This window comes from Bacillus cereus group sp. MYBK108-1 (assembly GCF_051917185.1).
Classification (GTDB): domain Bacteria; phylum Bacillota; class Bacilli; order Bacillales; family Bacillaceae_G; genus Bacillus_A; species Bacillus_A cereus.
This window is the reverse complement of record NZ_JBQAHZ010000013.1, coordinates 76,761-94,896: the sequence shown is the minus strand read 5'-3', so window position 1 is coordinate 94,896 and position 18,136 is coordinate 76,761. Positions and strand designations below refer to the sequence as shown.

Genomic DNA, 18,136 nt, shown 5'->3' with positions numbered 1-18,136 from the left:
TGAAATAACCGTGTCTAACTTTTAGGGGTCACTTCAAAACTGCTCTTCTTTTTGTTAAACTTCGTGACTTTATCGGAAATCTATATTAGCATTTATGTATATGAAGTAAGCATAAAAGGAGATACCATATGAAAATAACAAAAATAACATGTAGTATGATGTTTAGTTTAATACTATTAACATCATGTGATATATCGGATAAAGAAATTAAACAAAAAGCTCAAAGTTATACAAAATCGCAGTATGGTTTTTCTGTTAAACTAAATGAAGTTGAAATACCGGGAAATTATAAAGATTTACTGGGGCCAGATGTACGGATAGCTCATGTACAGCAAGTAAATGAACCGTATTTGCAGTTTCAGCTAGCTTTGGATGGACGAATCTCTCCAAAAGTAGATAGTGATAATTATAAAATCAAAAAAGAAGCGAATGATTTAAAAGAAAAGTTCAATACATATTATGCTGGAAAAGAGAATAACGATATATTCACGTTTGAACAAATGTATACGGGAAATATTGTTTTTGATAAAAAGGAAGAAGCAGAAAAAGAAAAGAAAAATGTAAAGAAATATGTTACGGCAGTTTTTAGAAGTAATATATTTTTGGATGTAAACAATCCTGTGCATATGGAAAAATTAGCAGAGCTGGCAAGAAGTATTCAAGAATTTAATAAGATAAATGGAAATAATAAGAGTAGTGTGGAAGATATAACGATTCAGTTGCCAAATGCGGATAAGGAGCTATTACAGAGCATTGCAGTAGATTATATATTAACAGCTGATGATGCAAAAAAAGCTCTTGAGAGAAAAGAGCATTATATGGAAGCTTTACTGCTTATAAAATAAAACAGGGGCTCATTTCGATTTCTTGTTTTATCATTTTAGTCAAGGGGGTTCTTTTAAAACCTCGTATAGGTAATCAGTACGATAAAATGGGAGACATTAGTCATTGCTTATCGATGGTAAAGTAGACGTATATAATTTAATAAAGAACCCATGTAACAATACAAATAATAATTTGTATGTGAACGTAAAAAACACCAAGATTGCCCTGAAGAGGGGTAGTCTTGGTGTTTTTTAGTAAGATTACGATTTTTTAAGTGATTTTCATATTCTGTTAATCATACTAACATCAAGTCCTTTAATTCAATCGTTTCAATTTCGCAAGTGTATTCTTCATCTTCCACATATCGGTGGGTAATCTTTGTATAAACTGATCTGATCTCTAAATCAGAATTGTTACCCCATCACCATCAAGTTAAAGTTTTTTTAGGTCCCAAAAATGAAAAATATGCTATTCCATTTGTAGAATTATAGGAAGGGTGGCGTATTTTTCTTTTTGTTTTGCTAACTTGATGTTAATGTGGCGTAACCTTAAGTATTTAAAAATTAAAAAAGTCCCTTAATCATGTTAAAGGGAACTTGCTCACGCAAATGATCTGTAAATCAATTCATTTTTGATATACAGATCATTTGTATGATAATTTTTATAAATAATTGCTAAATAGTGAATTTACATAAATGCTTTTAGAAGTTCTTGAATTAATGGGATTGCTCCACCTATAAATTTTAAAACTGCCATTGCGATTTCCATATTATTCGCTCCTCTTTTTTCTTATTAAGATGTGGTGAATCTTTATAACCTTATTATAGTAAGCGTTTACAATTATAACAATACATTTATGTATGCAATATTGCATGTTTATACATTAGGCCTCTATTAGCCATTTTTTAATGTTACCATAGCAAGGTGAGAGTCTATAAGGGTTCTCATTAATAGGAGGAAATATGGAAAGAGTGCAAGCGATTTACAGTAATCAAAAATTTAAGAGTTGAGTTAAACAGGTATTAGCTGTAGGAGGAATAATAGGGTGCTGCTATTTGGTGTTATATGTTTTCTGTTTCTTAGTTATCATGTAAATATTATACAACTAAACTAGTAGAGTCTTGCCTAGAGAGGTAAGGCTCTTTTATTGTATGTAGTACCTGGAGATGAGCAAACTACATACAATACCTCTCAGGTTTTTCAGATCACTTTGTATGGTTCCTTGTTTAGAACACTAATTCCTAGCATTGAAAACAGAATTCTATTGATAAAAAATATGTTTGTACTAGATACATATTAAAAAGAAAAACATAAATTATATTAGATTTTGGCAAAATCTTTTTGAATTGGAAAAGGATTTAAATCTTACTTATAGATTTGATTCCTTTTTATATATCATAATCCTTATATTGATACGTAAATATAATACAGTAATAATAATTTAAAAGCAAGAATTTTAGTAGCGGTACGTTCACACATCCATCAACTTAAGATTTTAAAGTAGCTCTTAAACAAAAAATTCTTTTTTTAATTGATTAATAGTAAACAAGAAAGGTTGGCAAATTAACAACTAAAGAGATTTCTTCAGGTAGGCTAATAAGTAATCTATCAAAAGATCCTTTACAAAATTCAACAGTAGCTAAACCTAATAATAAATTAATAAAAGAATGAGTTTTCCATTGTGTACGAATTTCAACATTTCCATAACAAAATTCATTAATAGTGGTTAAGAATGATTATATAGAAAATGGGAGTCATAGTGTAAATTTTTCTATAGATATTGATGGCTTAATATCTAACCCATATACCTGCGGAACAAACATTATTCTTAATAGCCTCATAGAGATTAAGAAACGTTATAAAAATTCTTGAAAGATTCTAAAACTGAGGATTCATTAAAAATACATTGGTAGCATAATGTGGTAGGGGAAATAAACGCTAAGGAAAAAGTTTGAGGAAAAAGTATTATGTTTATTGCAAATGAAAATAAAATGTATGATCCTCAGGTAAGGGTAACAGTGAATTAAAACTGGAAAATAAAGTGTCCAGTAAATAAGGAAATATTAAAGGTAGAAGAACAGAACTTTTGAGTATTAGTGGAATCGCTCAGGAAGAAATAGTGACAGCGAAATTTAAAATTACTAATTTCTGTTCATCGATTCCGAACTTTGATGAAAAATACAAGTGAAACGCTGCTAAATAGCAGCGTTTCACTTAGTGCATAAAATATATATTATTCCTTTTTAATTAACTATCAAAGTAGAGATAGTATACCATTATCATAAAAAAATTAAGGTAAGTCCAGTCCAGTACAATACCGAATCCATGCCAAAGAAGCTGTCTAATGAAATAATGTGTCTAACATTTTGGATTCAATTCAGTTATGTGTGTATTTTTACTAAATATCTAGAATGCATTATAATAAGTTGTTATCTTCTAGTAGTTGATACCAATCATCATTTTTATTACCTACAGTATCACTAATTCCTCCAGCTTTAACAAATTTACTACCTAATTCACAATATTTTCTCCCTAAATAGTAATGTTGTAAGAAATTATTCAAATTACCATAGGATTCAATAACAAAGTTTTGATCAATTAAATCTCCAAACAAACAAGAAACTTCACCATTAATTTTATTAATAAATAATGGATAGTTTTCTATTTTTCCTATACATATCCATTTATTAGCACCACCTGGCATATCATTGGTATAAAACTGAATACTATCAAGTTTTTCATGACCAAATATAGTTATTACTCCGCCATTTAATATTTCGTATTTTCCTATAATAAAATAATAATCTTTTAAAACACCTTCCTCTAATTTTTTGTCAAAGTTGTCTTGTATTTCTATTATTTCCCCAATCAGCAAACTAAATGGGTCATTACCTAAAATGTCTTTAATTAATTCTATTTTTTCTAATATTGATTTGTCCATTTTCTACTCCCTCTCAATATTTATCCTTACTCTCGAACCATAAGGGGCATCTTTTAATTGTACTCCTAAAATTCCACCAATTCGTCTATTTGTAAATTGATTCATGAATTGAAGGTTACTTCTAACGTCTTCTCCATTAAGGCCCAAATCCCAGCGGTAATCTGGATCCATATCATACTTTACTTTATCAATTAATTCTTTTGCTAATTTTTTATCTTTTGGATAATAGATTTCAATAATCTTTTTTATAACATCCTTTCGATACTGTTTTGTAACTTGAGGATCTCTAATAGGTTTTGTCTTTTGTAATAAGTTTGCATCACTCAAATCTTGTAATTTTTTCACTTTACGATCAAAATCACGTAAATTCATATCACGAAATTCATTTCCCCATTTTACATTATTTTCTAATTTTATAGTTACTTCGTAATACTCACCTAATTCATCTACTTTTTTTACAGCGGGGGGAATCTTTCTTTTTCCTATGTTTTTTTCAGAATTACTTAATTTACTTTCCCCACTGTTAATTCTTATAAAAAAATCTTTAGACGGAGAAATTTGACTTTTAAGTGGGCTTATACCAGCAAAAGCAAATCGATCTTTTAATGGTAAGTGACTTGAAATATAAGGTATATCACCTGAAAATTTCGTTAACTTTACAGAGCCTCCAAGGGAAGTTACTTTTCCAATTTATCCTGCTCCTTTATCTCCAATCCATCCTAAACCAAACTCCATAAAAATATTTGTTCCTCATTGCACCCATACCTGCTAGTGGCATAACTTGCTTTGTAACTTCAGTATTTGTTCTGATTCGGTCAATCTCTTCAATTTTTTCTAATAGTTCTAGTTCAACTACATCTGTTGAAGCGATTCTTAATTGAAATTCGGTATGAAAAGCTTCATTCTTATGGTTAAGAGCTATCAATTCCTAACTAGAAATATTTGATACATTGAAATATTCTTACATGGTATAATTTTCTTAATGATTTTGGAACTAGAAAGGGTTTAAATGATGGGAAACTTTCAAAGTAATTTTCAAACGGCTACACAAATTGCTACACAAATGAAAAATGCATCGGATACAATTCAAGGTGCGACAAATCGTTCTATAACAAAGGCGAGCCGTACTACACTATCTGTTAATGCTCAGGCGCAAGAAGCGAATCAACAAATGCTAGATTTGACTAGACAATTTTGTGGGGCCTTTCAACAAGCAATTGATAATATTCATTTAGTAGCCAAGGATTTTGAAAGAATGGATAACGAACTACAAAAGACATTTCGCTAATGTGGCAACCTACGGTAAAGGGAGAAGGGTAGGAAGAATAAGATGAGTCAAGATGTGGAAAAGCAAATAAATGAATTTAATCATGAATTACGGATAGTATTTGAAAAACAGGATCGAAATCAAACAGAGATTCAAATCCAGAGACAAGCAGAAATGGACTTTCACGAATTGAGAAATCGAAATAATCGTTTATTTAATAGGATTTTAGAAACATGGTATGGTGATAAAGATGTTTCTCATTTTTTTATGAATAAGCTTCAAGAGTCGCAACATATTGAGCGGAAATTAACATTGGAATTGGAAAATCAAAAAGAAACATTACTTAAAGAAAGACGCAATCTTATTGATTTAGAAACCGACCTTACCTATCGGCAACAGCGATTAAAAAGGGAGGACAAAGCATGAGTTTAAATATGTATTTAGGGGAAGTACAAAATCAGACCCAAAGCATGAATGCTGTATGTGTCGCTACTATCCAAGCTATGGAGCAAGCAATCCAATCAATTGATACCTTTGCAACTGATACAGTTTTACAAGGGAAAACATATAGTAGTGCAAAAATATTTTTTGTCCAAACTTTTCGACCTTTAGCACAAGGTATCATTTATTTATGTGAAGAATTAATCCGTCAAAATGATGCATTTCCAAGCGATTTTCAATCACAAGTTGCTTCCACAGATGTTATTGAACAAGAAATAAGAGAGCAAATTCAAGAAATTAATCGAATGATCTCAAGTATAGAATCGATTAGTATTGCTACAGTATTGCCTAGAATAGATGCCATGGTTATTGTTTTAGTCGAGATGAGAAAAAAACTGCAAGAAAAATTAGAGCATCTATATGAATTTAACTATACGTCTAGTAATAACTACAACGCAGCTCTTCAACTTGTGGCTAGTATTACTGCCGGCCTTGCTGAAGTCCAAAGTGGAAAAGGATTTAGTCCTGTAAGTGGTACGTTTAGTACACAAGGATTAAATATGGATTGGACCGTTTCGATCCAAGAAATTGCTGATGAAAGAAAACGTCAAGTTGATAATCTTTTAAAGGAAGGATCAATGGAAGAGGGAGCGGTGTGCAAGAAACCTCCTGAAAAATCTACTTCTGAAAAAATTATAGATGGTATTTTAGAAGGTACGGGTCAAGCAGTTGAAGATACAATAGATGGTGTTGTGGCACTTGGTAAATGGGAAACATGGGAGAACATGGGGTACGCTGTTACTCATTTAAATGAAACCTTACCTGCTATGTGGAACACATTATCAGATTCGTTTATTAATGATGTAATAAATGGAGATGCTGAAAGTCGTGCTAAGTGGGGAAGTTATGCTTTTACACAAATTGGACTTGGACTTATTGGTGATAAGGGGATAAGTAAAGTCACTACATTAGCAAAAGGTGCAAAATTCTCTACAGGAATGTCTTCTTTCGCAAATAAATTACCACTGACGGATCGGTTGGCATTTGCAGGTGCAAGTGGATTTGGAAGCAATCAAATAAAAACATTTGAAGTTTTACGCAAAGCTCGTGAAACATTTATGTTTTCAAAAACTGGTGGAAGAAGTAAAGTTAAAGATGTACAAGAAGTAATTCAGGACTATGCAGATAAAGTTTTTGATAGAGTTGAGATGAAAAATGAATATCCCGATTCCTATTCAGCATCTCAAAAACTGCGTGCAGAACTTAAAGATGCAGGAGTTGAAACACCGCCATATCCTAATGCAACACATCATATTGCACCTTGGAAGGATAAAAGGGCGAAACAAGTGCAAGAGCTATTAGAAGAGTTTGAAATACACCATGATTCAGCGGCTAATGGAGTATTTTTACCCTATAAAGTGAACGATTATGTGACTACTGAAGCGCTACATATAGGTAATCATAGTCCAGAGTATATAAGGGAAGTATACAGAGTATTAAGTGAAGTGAAACGCTTTGGGGGTAATCAAGAAGATGCAGTTGCTGCCTTGCATAGTATAAGAGAGAGGTTATTGGATGGTAGTTTAAAACTAAATTAATTTAACCAATCATAGATACTTAATAATTAAATTCTGAAGGAGTAAAAAGGTATGAAAATTTGGCAATTAAAAAGCTTATTTGATAACTATCAATCTTTTCAGCTACTAAATTTAAAAGAAGACCGTAAAAAATATTTTGATGGGAAAATTGATTTGGCAATAAAACTGTCTGATTCGTGGGGGGAAATTTTTATTGAATGTGTAGAAGGTGATAAAAAAAGTGACTGTCCTATGTTCTGGGGAGAACTTGGTACACCACTGATTAGCAGAAAAGCAAAAGAAATATTAGAGCCTCTAATCTGTAATAATGTTGAGTTCCTTCCATTAATTCATGATGTTACAAGTGAAGTTTATTACCTAATAAACGTTCTAAATACAGTTGATGCAATTAACTACAATAAAGCAGTTTTGGAAAAACTAAGTACAGGGTTAATAATAGGGTTCGAAAAATACGCATTTTTAGCCAATAAAGTTGAGGGGCAGATAATATTTAAAACATTTTTAAATCAAAGATTACATTCTTCTACTGTCTTAGTATCTGATGAATTTAGAAATACAGTTTTAGAAAACAATTTAAAAGGTTTCGAATTTGTTGAGGTATGGGATTCAGAAGAGAGTGCGTAAAGAAATCTAATTTAATTAGATTAGTAATGTGAATCCATATCTAATAGAGTAAAAAATAAGAAGCTTATGCACTTGTATAAGCTTTTTATTATGAATAAGTATAGAAAGTGATGGTAATTTATATTCAAGATATATTTTAGAATCACAAAGTAAATAGTAGTAAACGATTTTTTGTTACGTAATATTCTATTTTACTTTAGAAGATAAAAGAATAGTTAAGGGGAATAAGCATGAAAATATGGGGATTAAAGAGTGTATTAGATAACTATGAGTCTTTCCAGTTATTAAATTTTGAAGAAGATCACAAAAAATATATTGATGGAAAAATAAGTTCGATAACTCGTTTAACAAATTCATGGGGGAAAATATATATAGAGTGTATTGAAGGAGATAATCATAGTGATTTCCCTAAATTTTGGGGAGGAGCTGGTGCACCAATGATTAGTGAAAAAGCCAAGCAAGTACTTGAACCTTTAATAGACGATAATGTTGAATTTTTACCACTCTTACGCAATTCAACTAGTGAGGTATATTACTTGGTCCACGTGTTGAATGCACTAGATGCAATTGATGGAGATAAAGCAATCTTTAAAAAACTGATTACAGGCCTTATAGTAGGCTGTGAAAAGTTCGCATTTGATTTTAATATAGTTCAAAATGAAATGATTTTTAAAGTTTATATAAATGGAAAAATTCATCCGACGGTTGTCTTTATTTCAGACGAGTTGAAGGCTCTTATTGAACAAAGTGAATTAAAAGGTTTTCAATTTACTGAAGTGTGGGATTCAGAAGAGGGTGCCTATCAATAATCTAATTTAATTAGATTATTGATAGGCACCTATATCTAATAGAGTAAAAAATAAAAAGCTTAAGCACATTGAAGTGAGCTCGAATATTAGTACGTGATAAAAACATCACCTGAATTCGCATTCTAATCTTTCTCGTTTTATCTTTTTGCAACGATGAATGAGGAAGAATGCTTAACATGTTTTAACGTATTTCCCGAAAGAATTCTCCTTCCACAAGCGTGTGAAGGGCGTAATCCGACGATAGGTGGGAGATGAATTTTGGTTTGGCGGAGCCAAAAGGCTTTGCTTTTTAGTAGTCGATGAACAATCACACGGGTTGGGATTTTATCAGTCATTCCTACATAAGCGTTGGATTATTTTGCAGGTTTGTCTAGAATGAAAAGAGCTTATTAAACCATCCATTATTCACGTTCTTCTTCATATATTTATACCACGATTATTTTTTTGTTGTTAAAATTAGTTTTTAAGAAGCATATGTTTTAGCAACTGCAGAAATTCTGTATCACTTTTATCATCTTTTATATAATCCTGTTCGTAGTTAAAAATCATTCGTACTAACATAAAAGCTGTAAGCGGTAATGGTACCTTATGCAAAGCTCCTTGCTGATAACCTTTTTCGAGTAAATTACTTATCATGTTAATTGCTTCTTCTTCAGATTGTTTAAAACAAGTTGTAATTTCAGGTGAATGGTACTCTTTATATTCTTGAAAGAGTGTAGAAACAAACGGATCTTGATGATATTCTAGGCTGATATAATGGAGAATTTTTTGTATTCGAAGTAAAACATCTTTTTCTTCTTTATATAAATTAAATAATTGTGAGCGTTTAAGCTGAATATGACGCATATAGCAGTCGCATAATATTTCAGTTTTATCTGTATAGTAATAATAAATAGTACCTTTACCAACTTTAGCTGTCTTTGCAATTTCATCAACTGTTGTGTTACGGACACCACGCGTAGAGAACAGTATTGTGGCAGATTGAATGATTTTCATCTTTTTATTTTCTTTTTCTAATTTGATCATTGTCTACACCCTATCCTTGAAATATTTAGCGAAGTTTTCTGTCTTTACATTCTGTATCAGTTTATTTGTAATTTTGTAACTCCTAATAGAAAGTCCTCTATTTGCTTCTTATAGAATAACATACACCATTCTTATTTCTAGTATATAACTATAATAGAATGCAACTTTATAACCTAGGGATAAAGTTGAAAGTTTGAGGTAATAATTTTTATAATCGGACGATGAGAATTCAAGTGAAAGGGGACAGTGATTTCTTTCTTGAGTGAATTATTTGATTTTTTATTTAATTCATTTTATTATATAAACATGACTAAAAGATGTTTTTAGTCGGATTTTTTTACGGAAAACCGACTAATATTGGATTTTAGTCGGTTTCTATACTATTTGAGAGAAGGTAGACACTATGTGTGGAATTGCAGGGTGGATAGACTGGTCTAAAGACCTGTCTCATGAACAAGAAACGTTAAAAAAATGACAGATGCTATCATTCACCGAGGACCTGATGCAGAGGGGCATTGGTTTTCAAAACGAGCGGCATTAGGTCATCGACGTCTCATCGTCATTGATCCTGAAGGTGGCCTTCAACCTATGCTGTATAAAGATGGAAATGATACGATTGGCCTTACGTTCAATGGAGAAATTTATAACTATCAAGAATTACGTAAAGAACTTGAGGAGAAAGGTCATGAATTTCAGACCAAGTCGGATACAGAGGTATTACTACACGCTTACTTAGAGTGGCAAGAAGATTGTGTTCAACACTTAAATGGGATTTTTGCTTTTGGTATTTAGGATGAAAGATTTGGGAAATTGATACTTGGTCGTGACCATCTAGGTGTGAAGCCTTTATTTTTCGCTCAAAGGGGAAGCGCAATTCTCTTTGGTTCAGAGTTAAAAGTTTTACTTTCGCATCCACTTGTAGATGCTGAGGTAGATAAAGAAGGACTTTCTGAAATATTCTGTCTTGGACCAACACGTACTCCTGGTCATGCTATTTTCAAGGATATACATGAAGTGCGTGCTGGCCATTATATGACGTTTACCTCTAATGGCTCGACTACGACACAGTATTGGAAACTTGAAAGTAAAAAACATGTAGATGATATTGATACAACAGTCGAGACAATCCGCTCCATTTTACAAGATACGGTTAAGCGTCAGTTAATTGCTGATAAACCAGTGGTATCTATGCTTTCCGGAGGTTTAGATTCCAGTGGTTTAACAGGTTTAGCAGGAAATGAATTTGGGAATAAAGGGGAACGCCTTCATACATATTCCCTGAATTTCATCAATGATGAAAAAGACTTTGAGCAAGACTTCCTTCGTTTTGATCGTGATGAACCTTGGGTGAAACGTGTGGCTGAATATGTAGGAACAAAGTATCATTCTATAGAGTTAGGATCAGATAGTTTAATAGAGTATTTATTAACTCCAATGCGAGCGCGTGATCTACCTGGAGTTGGAGCACTAGAAACGTCTCTTTATTTGTTATTTAAGGAAATGAAAAAAGATGCAACAGTTGCACTTTCAGGCGAATCCGCAGATGAAGTATTCTCAGGATATCCATGGTTCCATCAAGAGAAGTTTCTAGATGCAGAGATATTCCCTTGGAGTGTTAATTTATGGTATAGTACAGAAATTTTATCAGAGGATTTTAAAGCGAAGATTAGCCCTGAAAAATATCAAAAACAAAAATTTGAAGATGCGGTTGCTGAGGTTTCCTTTTTAGAAGGTGAAAGTGATCTGCAAATGAAGCAACGTCAAATGTCTTACATGTTTATTACACGTTTCTTGCCATTTATGCTAGAACGAAAAGATCGCACAAGTATGATGAATGGCTTTGAAGTACGAGTTCCATTTTGCGATTACCGGCTTGTAGAATACTTATGGAATGTCCCATTCGAAATGAAAAGCATAGACAATATTGAAAAAGGTATTTTACGTCGAGCTTTAAAAAATGTACTTCCAGAAGATGTACGTTATCGCAAAAAAAGTGCATATCCAAGCACTAAAGATGCCTCTTATCTACAAGGTATTAGTGATTGGATGTTACATGTGTTGAACAATCCAGAATCACCTATTTTGCCATTAATTAATGTAGAAAGAGTTCGTGCTATTGCAGAAGGAAAAGACGAAGTAATTTCAGGTAATGATGCACGAGGTATAATAGATTATTTACTTCAAGTTAATGGTTGGCTTCAGGAATATAATATTAAATTAGTATGGTAGATGTAATTTTCAAATAAAGAGAATTGCTGAAACATTAATGACCTAAGTAAACCGTATTTCCAATGGATTAGATAGTTATCTAATAATTGGAGATGCGGCTTTATAAAAAATAATAATATGTTTATAAATGTAAAACCTACGGAAACTTTTCCTGTGGGTTTTTTAAGTAGTTTTTACGAAATTATGAGTGTTTTTTATTTTGTATTTCAATAAGTTTATCTTGTACCATTTTTATATAATATTCTTTTTCTGTTAGTTCAAATATAAATGATGCTTTTTTCCAGTTATAAACAACATCTTCTACATTGTGTTGTTTAATCTTTAATAAACACTGACTTTTTAAATAGAATAGTTCACCTAAGTGGAAGAAAAACAGTTCTGGCAGGTGCTCAATTATATACCATATTCATTGGCAAGAGAGAGAAAAGAAGTAAAGAATCATGAATGAAAAGGGGAGAATATACTATATTACGACAAATGAACCCTTTGTATATGTGAAGTAGAAAAAGTAAAAGATCACCTGTAAAGGGCGGTTGAAAATTGGTCTTATTATTTATTTTTTCAAGCTCTTTTTAAGAGTTCAACTATTTGTACTAGCTATTCTATAGGAGTGAGGTTTAAAGCAGGAAAATAAATTTCGGTATTATGTGTAATGAATTCTTACTTTTCATGAACAGATAAACCACTTTGTAGGATAGCTGTAATAATAAAACTACCATTTTATGGGGGTCATTTCCGAATGATCTATTACCATCAATTTAATATTTTTTAAGTTTCCCAAAAACTGAAGTGATTACTAAAGTCTTTATAAGGAAATAGAAAGCTTTTTAATTCTTGACTAATATCTTCTAGATTCCCATATATATTATCTGCTGCTAAATTAATTTCCTCATTAAAATTATATAGCTGTTCATCTACATAACTGAATCCCTCACAGCAATTATTATGTATCAAATTAGATATAAATGGTTTTATTTTCAATACATTTTCTTCATTTAGGATAAATTTATCCCATAACAGCCCCAGTATTATTTTTACGGGTAATTTTTTAGCATACATTCCTTTTACGTTTTTTAATTTAGGTACGATGTCAACCAACTTATCATTACTAGATAGAGAAACTTCTATAATTTCAATAGAAGGGGTATCTAATGCTTCAATTGTCTGATCAGCCCAATCAATTATTTCAGTTTTTGAAAATAAACCAATTTGTAACCCTATACTCAGAACCTCAGCTTTTATTTTTACATTAGCCATATATATAACTCCTTAGATTTTTTGATAATTATACATCGCAGTAACCTGAATTTCAAAAGGTTGTTGCTAGTATGCAGTAGCTACAGGGATTTTTAAACTTAGGATACTTCCGCGTTGTTACCAGGCTAAAAGATAAAATCCCTCCTAAAACGAAAAAAGATGAACAAAATAATAAAAAAAGTTCATTCCTATTTCTTTTTTAGTTTCTATTCCTTAGTAAAAGAACTTAGTAGATGAAAAGGTTAGATTGCACAATTAATTGGGAGATAAGTACAAGTAACTTTGAATCTCTTGAACAAATACTTCTAATTTATTATATATAGAAATAGATATAATAAATTCACCCTTTCCTATGATTCTACAGAAAGAATTACCTATTTTTATATTTGTAGGATAGTTTTAGATACAAAAACACAGAATTTAGCAACCTATACATGACTTAATGTAAAATATATATTGCATTTATATTATTAATAATCTAATATATAAAATATAAGATTTATGGCGTGAAGTTATCTTTACAAGTGAGGTGTATTTAATGTCTTTAAGTAAAGTGAAGATTGCAAGAGTTGGTCGATATTGTAAACGTTATTCGACAAACCATTAGTCTTATTGAAAGTAATAATTATAACCCTTCTTTAAAACTTTGCATTCATACAGCTAAAACACTAGATAAAAGTTTAGATAAATTATTTTGGGAGGAATTTTAAAATGGAAAAACTAAAAAAATGGTTTTCACTCAGTACACACCCAGATGAAAGAATTCAACAAATCGAAATGAAAATTTGGGCTCAATCTGGAATTATTGTCCTACTTATAGCTTTTGTTGATTTTGTAATAAGAGGAGCATATCTACCCCGTCCATTTTTAGAATGGGCTGCTTCATTAGCCATTATAACTTTTTATATGATATTCTTTTTTATTAAATCTATTTTGACTGGTATTTATGAAACAGATATTAATAATAAAGAACAATTAAATGAAAAGTTAAAAGAAAAAATGAGTAATACCTTTATTTTATGTTTTGTCGCAATAGGTGCTACCACATACAAATATAACTTACCTGAAGATTTCGTTGGATGGTTATCAGTAATAGCAAGATTTATTATACTTTTCGCTTTCTTATTTGGTATTCAATATCTTATTACAGTATTAGCATGGAAGAAATCAAATAAAATTTAATAAGTATAGATAAAAAAGCTTATCTTTTAGCACTTAATGATAAGCTTTTTATTATTTTTTCATCTTTTTTTGTTTTGGGGTACAATGAATTTCTTAGCTTGATGGTGATGTGGTACCGCCACATCACCATCAAGCTAAGAAAATAGAACTACCCCCAGAACAAGATTTTGTGCTAATTTGTAATAAAAAAGCTGGTTTTTTCGTTTTGGGAATACCTTAAAATTTTAAGTTGATGGGCATGGGATTCAGCCCACGTTTTAACGAAAATATACGCTAAGCGAATCCCAACATAAAGCGAGCCGAATTTTCTACTCTTAAGAAAAATTTTGGTTCGTTTTATGGTTTCATGACAAGTTTTTTACTGAGCAATAAAGTTCTTTATTGGAACAGGCTACTTTCTTCAACAATCGGGCCAGATTGTTGAAGAAGAAATATAATAAAAATGCTTTTGATTGTTTTATTAAACGAATTAAACCGCAAAAAACAAGAAGAATTCCCCCCTTTTTACTAGTACACTAAATACTATAAAAGGGGGGAGATCATGAACAATAAAGCCATTGGATTATTTCAAGGAATTGCGTTATACATTTCAGCTATTCTAGGATCAGGTGTCCTTTTTTTATCGGGGGTAACGGCCTCAATAGCGGGCCCTGCATCTATTGTATCCTGGTTTATCGTTATTATAATTAGTTTTCCGCTTGCTTATTCCTTTGCTAGTTTGGCACGGATATATCCTGATTCCGGTGGAGCAGCAACCTTTGTTAGAAATTCTTTTGGATATCATCTTGGCAATATCGTTGGGTGGTTTTACTTTGTAACAGCAGCAGTTGGTCAAACGATTGTATCTTTAACTGGTGCTTTTTACGTCAGTCAGGCATTTGGATTTTCGCATTTTGAAACAATTGAAATTGCCGTCTTTATTTTGGTAATTGCAGGTGTTTCCAATTATTACGGCGTAAATGTTAGTGGTAAAGTTGCATTGATTTTAAGTTCTTTATTACTGATTCTTTTAGCGTCAGCTATATTTGTGGCGTTTCCAAGAATACAATGGGGAAATTTTAATCCCTTTGTTCCAAATGGATGGTTTTCTGTCGGGAACGCTATAACGGTTATCTTTTGGTCATTTTTCGGTTGGGAGGCGATTTGTAATCTGGCTGTGCACTTTAAAAGGCCAGAAAAAGATATTGTCAAAGGAGCAGTTATTAGTGCAGTTGTCATTGGATTATTATTTTTAGCGCTAAGCCTTGTCACTATTGGAACGGCCACGTATGGCAGTCAAGAAAGCAACCTGTCTCCTATTGGTGTTATAATGGGAGATACAGTAGGTGGAGGTGCCAAAGTCGTTACAGCAGTTTTAGCTTTAATTATTTGTACAGGGACAGCGAATGCTTTTGTAGCCAGCCTAACGCAATTAGGATATTCATTAAGCAGAGATGGTGCTTTTCCAAAATTTTTCTCAAGGTTGCATGCAACTACTCAAATTCCAAGACAGATGGTATTGTTTGTTATCTGTTTTTCGGTAGCAGGTGTATTAGTAACAAAAGCTTTGTCACTAACGTTTGATGATATTTTGTTTATACCGACTTCTCTTGGAATTCTAGTTTATGTTCTTTCAATGGCAGCAGGCGTTAAATTGTTTAGGAAGAACACACCGGCATGGTGGGCATCGTTAATCTCTTTCATTTTATGTTTGCTGGTGATTCCATTTTTTCAATTATATATATTTGTCCCGTTAATTGTCGTGGCTATATATGCGATTTATATGATTTTGAGTAATAAGATTTTCGCCTACAAGGGGGGATTAAAATCTAATGAAGGATCAAAATAACCTTTCCAGAGATACCATGTGGAAAGCAACAGTATCATGTGATTCAGCGTATGACGGGATATTCTTTTACGCAGTCAAGACAACTGGAATTTTTTGCCGGCCTTCTTGCAAGTCTAAGGTTCCTAATTATGAAAATGTATCCTTTTTTTCAAATGCGCACGAAGCTCAAAGGGCAGGCTATCGCCCATGCAAAAGATGCCGATCAGATCTAAATATAAAAATATACGACCCGTTCGAATGCGTTTTGGAAGATACTATGCAATTGATAAAAAATAATTATGTTCAAAACATGTCTTTAAATGAAATTGCATCAAGGGTAGGAGTTAGTCGTTTTCATTTAAATCGGATTTTCAAAGAAAGAACAGGGTATACTCCTCGAATATATTTAGAAAGGATCAGAGTTAAGAAAGCAAAGGAACTTCTCTTGACAACGGTCTTTAATAGTACAGAGATTGGTTATCAAACAGGCTATCAAAGTGTATCTAGTTTTTATAATGCATTTAAAAGAAATACAGGATTTTCACCGAGTCAATTCCGTGCTTTCCATAGTGGAAATACCGTAAACCAAGAACTTGACTGAATTCACGTTCTTTAACAAAAGATAGCATGAATTAACAAGAGTGCTTTGTACTCATCGTATTTTTCGATAAATCATTACTGATTGATTAAAAGTAAACAACTTTGTATTGAACAATAATAAGCCATTTTTTCTCTGTTATAGAATTGTAAGCTTTTTAATTCAATCCTCAACAAACAGGCAAGATTATTGAACAAGTTTTATGAACTTTAGTGGTAGCATCATTAGTGAAATACTTTATAACAACTAATTAAGGAGGGATAGAATATGAGAAATAACTTTCAAATCGTTGCGTTGCAAGAGAAGGAGTTTAATAACCTATTTCTAATGAATGAAGAAGTATTAAAAAGTATCGGGGCAGTCAAAATAATAGCAAATAAAAACCCTGGATATCCTTGCAGGATAAGTTTGAAGGATGCAGAGGTAGGAGAAGAGGTAATTTTACTGAATTACCAATATCATAGTGTTAATTCGCCTTATAAAGCAAGTGGTCCTATATTTATACGAAAGGGAGCAACTACTGCTAAGCTAGATGTAAATGAAATTCCGCATATGTTACATCATAGGTATCTATCTGTACGCGGCTACAATGCTGACTCAATGATTGTAGAAGCAAGGGTTACAGAAGGTGTAAATTTAAGAGAAAATATAGATGAAATTTTTGATAATAAAGAAGTAGAATATATTCACATTCTTAACGCTAAACCAGGATGCTATAACTGCCTTGTTAATAGAGTGTGAAAAAATTAAAAATGCAAACTTCTATTATCCTATAAGGGGTACCACCAATCGCTATCAAGATAATTCAACAAAACCCTCCCTAAAATGAAAAAAAATACGCTATTCTTTTTGTAGAATCATAGGAAAGGATGGCGCTTTTGAATGTCTATTTCTGTATCTGATGAATTACAACTATTTGCTCAAGAGATTCAAAGTTTTTTATCTCCAAATACCTTACGGGATCTTGCTAGAGATGTTGGTTTCGTACAAAGAACCAGTAAATACCAAGCAAAAGATTTAGTCGCTTTATGTATATGGATAAGTCAAAATATCGCTACAACCTCTTTAGCGCAGCTATCTAGCTGTTTAGAAGCATCCACAGAAGTACTCATCAGTTCGGAAGGACTGTATCAAAGGTGTAATAAATCAGCCGTTCAGTTTTTACAACATATATTGACTAACCTTCTAAATAAAAAATTAACTTCATCTATACCACTTTCTTCTCCATACACCTCTATTTTCAAGCGTATTCGCATTTTAGATTCCACTGCATTTCAGCTTTCAGATATATTTTCAACCATTTATCCTGGGGCTGGAGGATGTAGCTATACTGCTGGGATGAAAATTCAACTTGAATATGACCTATTAAGCGGCCTAATTCAAAAAATGAAACCCGATAGGGGTTATTTCGCATGCAAACCTTTAAATTCTCTAAGTCTGGCTTTTAGAAAAAAGAAATAATCACTACTATACTTGACATTGTATAATCTTAGCTTGATAGCGATGTGATCATGTCCTTTTTTAGAGTCATA

At 32.0% G+C, this 18,136-nt stretch carries 14 protein-coding genes and 6 pseudogenes; 13 read left to right on the top strand and 7 right to left on the bottom strand.

The window, feature by feature from the left end:
* Nucleotides 1–128 precede the first annotated feature (128 nt).
* Nucleotides 129–845 (top strand): hypothetical protein, encoded by a 717-nt coding sequence (locus tag ACTFSL_RS18360; RefSeq protein ID WP_000704985.1) that lies wholly within the window; start codon nt 129–131, stop codon nt 843–845.
* A 667-nt stretch (nt 846–1,512) separates the two neighbouring features.
* Here ACTFSL_RS18360 and ACTFSL_RS18355 read toward each other — a convergent pair.
* The 4 genes and pseudogenes from ACTFSL_RS18355 to ACTFSL_RS18340 form a co-directional block, all read right to left on the bottom strand.
* Nucleotides 1,513–1,699, bottom strand: a pseudogene (locus tag ACTFSL_RS18355) (hypothetical protein).
* Nucleotides 1,700–3,241: 1,542 nt separating this feature from the next.
* Complete coding sequence (locus ACTFSL_RS18350) at nt 3,242–3,766, bottom strand: hypothetical protein (protein ID WP_088338229.1); 525 nt, start codon at nt 3,764–3,766, stop codon at nt 3,242–3,244.
* A gap of 3 nt (nt 3,767–3,769) precedes the next feature.
* Nucleotides 3,770–4,138 carry a hypothetical protein gene (locus ACTFSL_RS18345; protein ID WP_256942727.1) on the bottom strand — a complete coding sequence of 123 codons (369 nt, stop codon included), beginning with the start codon at nt 4,136–4,138 and terminating at the stop codon, nt 3,770–3,772.
* 174 nt (nt 4,139–4,312) lie between these two features.
* Nucleotides 4,313–4,516 (bottom strand): annotated as a pseudogene (locus ACTFSL_RS18340) (hypothetical protein); the annotation flags it as partial.
* A gap of 259 nt (nt 4,517–4,775) precedes the next feature.
* On the opposite strand from ACTFSL_RS18340, the gene ACTFSL_RS18335 reads away from it, so the two are divergent.
* The 5 genes from ACTFSL_RS18335 to ACTFSL_RS18315 all read left to right on the top strand — a co-directional run bounded on the left by ACTFSL_RS18335 (nt 4,776) and on the right by ACTFSL_RS18315 (nt 8,505).
* Nucleotides 4,776–5,054, top strand: a complete 279-nt coding sequence (locus ACTFSL_RS18335) for a TIGR04197 family type VII secretion effector (RefSeq protein ID WP_000971917.1) — start codon at nt 4,776–4,778, stop codon at nt 5,052–5,054.
* Between the two features lie 42 nt (nt 5,055–5,096).
* Nucleotides 5,097–5,459: a DUF3958 family protein gene (locus ACTFSL_RS18330; protein WP_088338227.1), complete on the top strand. Its 363-nt coding sequence runs from the start codon at nt 5,097–5,099 to the stop codon at nt 5,457–5,459.
* Complete coding sequence (locus ACTFSL_RS18325; protein ID WP_088338226.1) at nt 5,456–7,072, top strand: AHH domain-containing protein; 1,617 nt, start codon at nt 5,456–5,458, stop codon at nt 7,070–7,072. The genes ACTFSL_RS18330 and ACTFSL_RS18325 overlap by 4 nt, the downstream gene beginning before the upstream one ends.
* 51 nt (nt 7,073–7,123) lie before the next feature.
* Nucleotides 7,124–7,696 carry an imm11 family protein gene (locus ACTFSL_RS18320; RefSeq protein WP_088338225.1) on the top strand — a complete coding sequence of 191 codons (573 nt, stop codon included), beginning with the start codon at nt 7,124–7,126 and terminating at the stop codon, nt 7,694–7,696.
* A 230-nt stretch (nt 7,697–7,926) separates the two neighbouring features.
* Nucleotides 7,927–8,505, top strand: coding sequence for an imm11 family protein (locus ACTFSL_RS18315; RefSeq protein ID WP_088338224.1), 579 nt, complete (start codon nt 7,927–7,929; stop codon nt 8,503–8,505).
* Nucleotides 8,506–8,961: 456 nt separating this feature from the next.
* On the opposite strand, the gene ACTFSL_RS18310 is transcribed toward ACTFSL_RS18315, so the two are convergent.
* A complete protein-coding gene (locus ACTFSL_RS18310) occupies nt 8,962–9,531 on the bottom strand; it encodes a TetR/AcrR family transcriptional regulator (RefSeq protein ID WP_000593069.1) in 570 nt (189 codons plus the stop codon).
* A gap of 403 nt (nt 9,532–9,934) precedes the next feature.
* Here ACTFSL_RS18310 and asnB point away from each other — a divergent pair.
* Nucleotides 9,935–11,760: pseudogene (gene asnB / locus ACTFSL_RS18305) on the top strand (asparagine synthase (glutamine-hydrolyzing)).
* Nucleotides 11,761–11,941: 181 nt separating this feature from the next.
* On the opposite strand, the pseudogene ACTFSL_RS18300 reads toward asnB, so the two are convergent.
* Both ACTFSL_RS18300 and ACTFSL_RS18295 read right to left on the bottom strand, forming a co-directional pair.
* Nucleotides 11,942–12,121: pseudogene (locus tag ACTFSL_RS18300) on the bottom strand (transcriptional regulator); the annotation flags it as partial.
* A 407-nt stretch (nt 12,122–12,528) separates the two neighbouring features.
* Nucleotides 12,529–13,017, bottom strand: coding sequence for a hypothetical protein (locus ACTFSL_RS18295; protein WP_088338223.1), 489 nt, complete (start codon nt 13,015–13,017; stop codon nt 12,529–12,531).
* Nucleotides 13,018–13,555: 538 nt separating this feature from the next.
* Here ACTFSL_RS18295 and ACTFSL_RS18290 point away from each other — a divergent pair.
* The 6 genes and pseudogenes from ACTFSL_RS18290 to ACTFSL_RS18265 form a co-directional block, all read left to right on the top strand.
* Nucleotides 13,556–13,727: pseudogene (locus ACTFSL_RS18290) on the top strand (helix-turn-helix transcriptional regulator).
* 1 nt (nt 13,728) lies between these two features.
* The gene (locus ACTFSL_RS18285; protein WP_142292799.1) at nt 13,729–14,199 is read left to right on the top strand and encodes a DUF6773 family protein; all 471 of its coding nucleotides are present in this window, start codon (nt 13,729–13,731) and stop codon (nt 14,197–14,199) included.
* 541 nt (nt 14,200–14,740) lie between these two features.
* Nucleotides 14,741–16,027 (top strand): APC family permease, encoded by a 1,287-nt coding sequence (locus ACTFSL_RS18280; protein ID WP_088338222.1) that lies wholly within the window; start codon nt 14,741–14,743, stop codon nt 16,025–16,027.
* Nucleotides 16,011–16,607, top strand: coding sequence for a bifunctional transcriptional activator/DNA repair enzyme AdaA (locus ACTFSL_RS18275; protein WP_016117335.1), 597 nt, complete (start codon nt 16,011–16,013; stop codon nt 16,605–16,607). The genes ACTFSL_RS18280 and ACTFSL_RS18275 overlap by 17 nt, the downstream gene beginning before the upstream one ends.
* A gap of 264 nt (nt 16,608–16,871) precedes the next feature.
* Complete coding sequence (locus ACTFSL_RS18270; protein ID WP_001245414.1) at nt 16,872–17,345, top strand: DUF1203 domain-containing protein; 474 nt, start codon at nt 16,872–16,874, stop codon at nt 17,343–17,345.
* A gap of 141 nt (nt 17,346–17,486) precedes the next feature.
* Nucleotides 17,487–17,978 (top strand): annotated as a pseudogene (locus ACTFSL_RS18265) (IS4 family transposase); the annotation flags it as partial.
* Between the last annotated feature and the right edge of the window lie 158 nt (nt 17,979–18,136).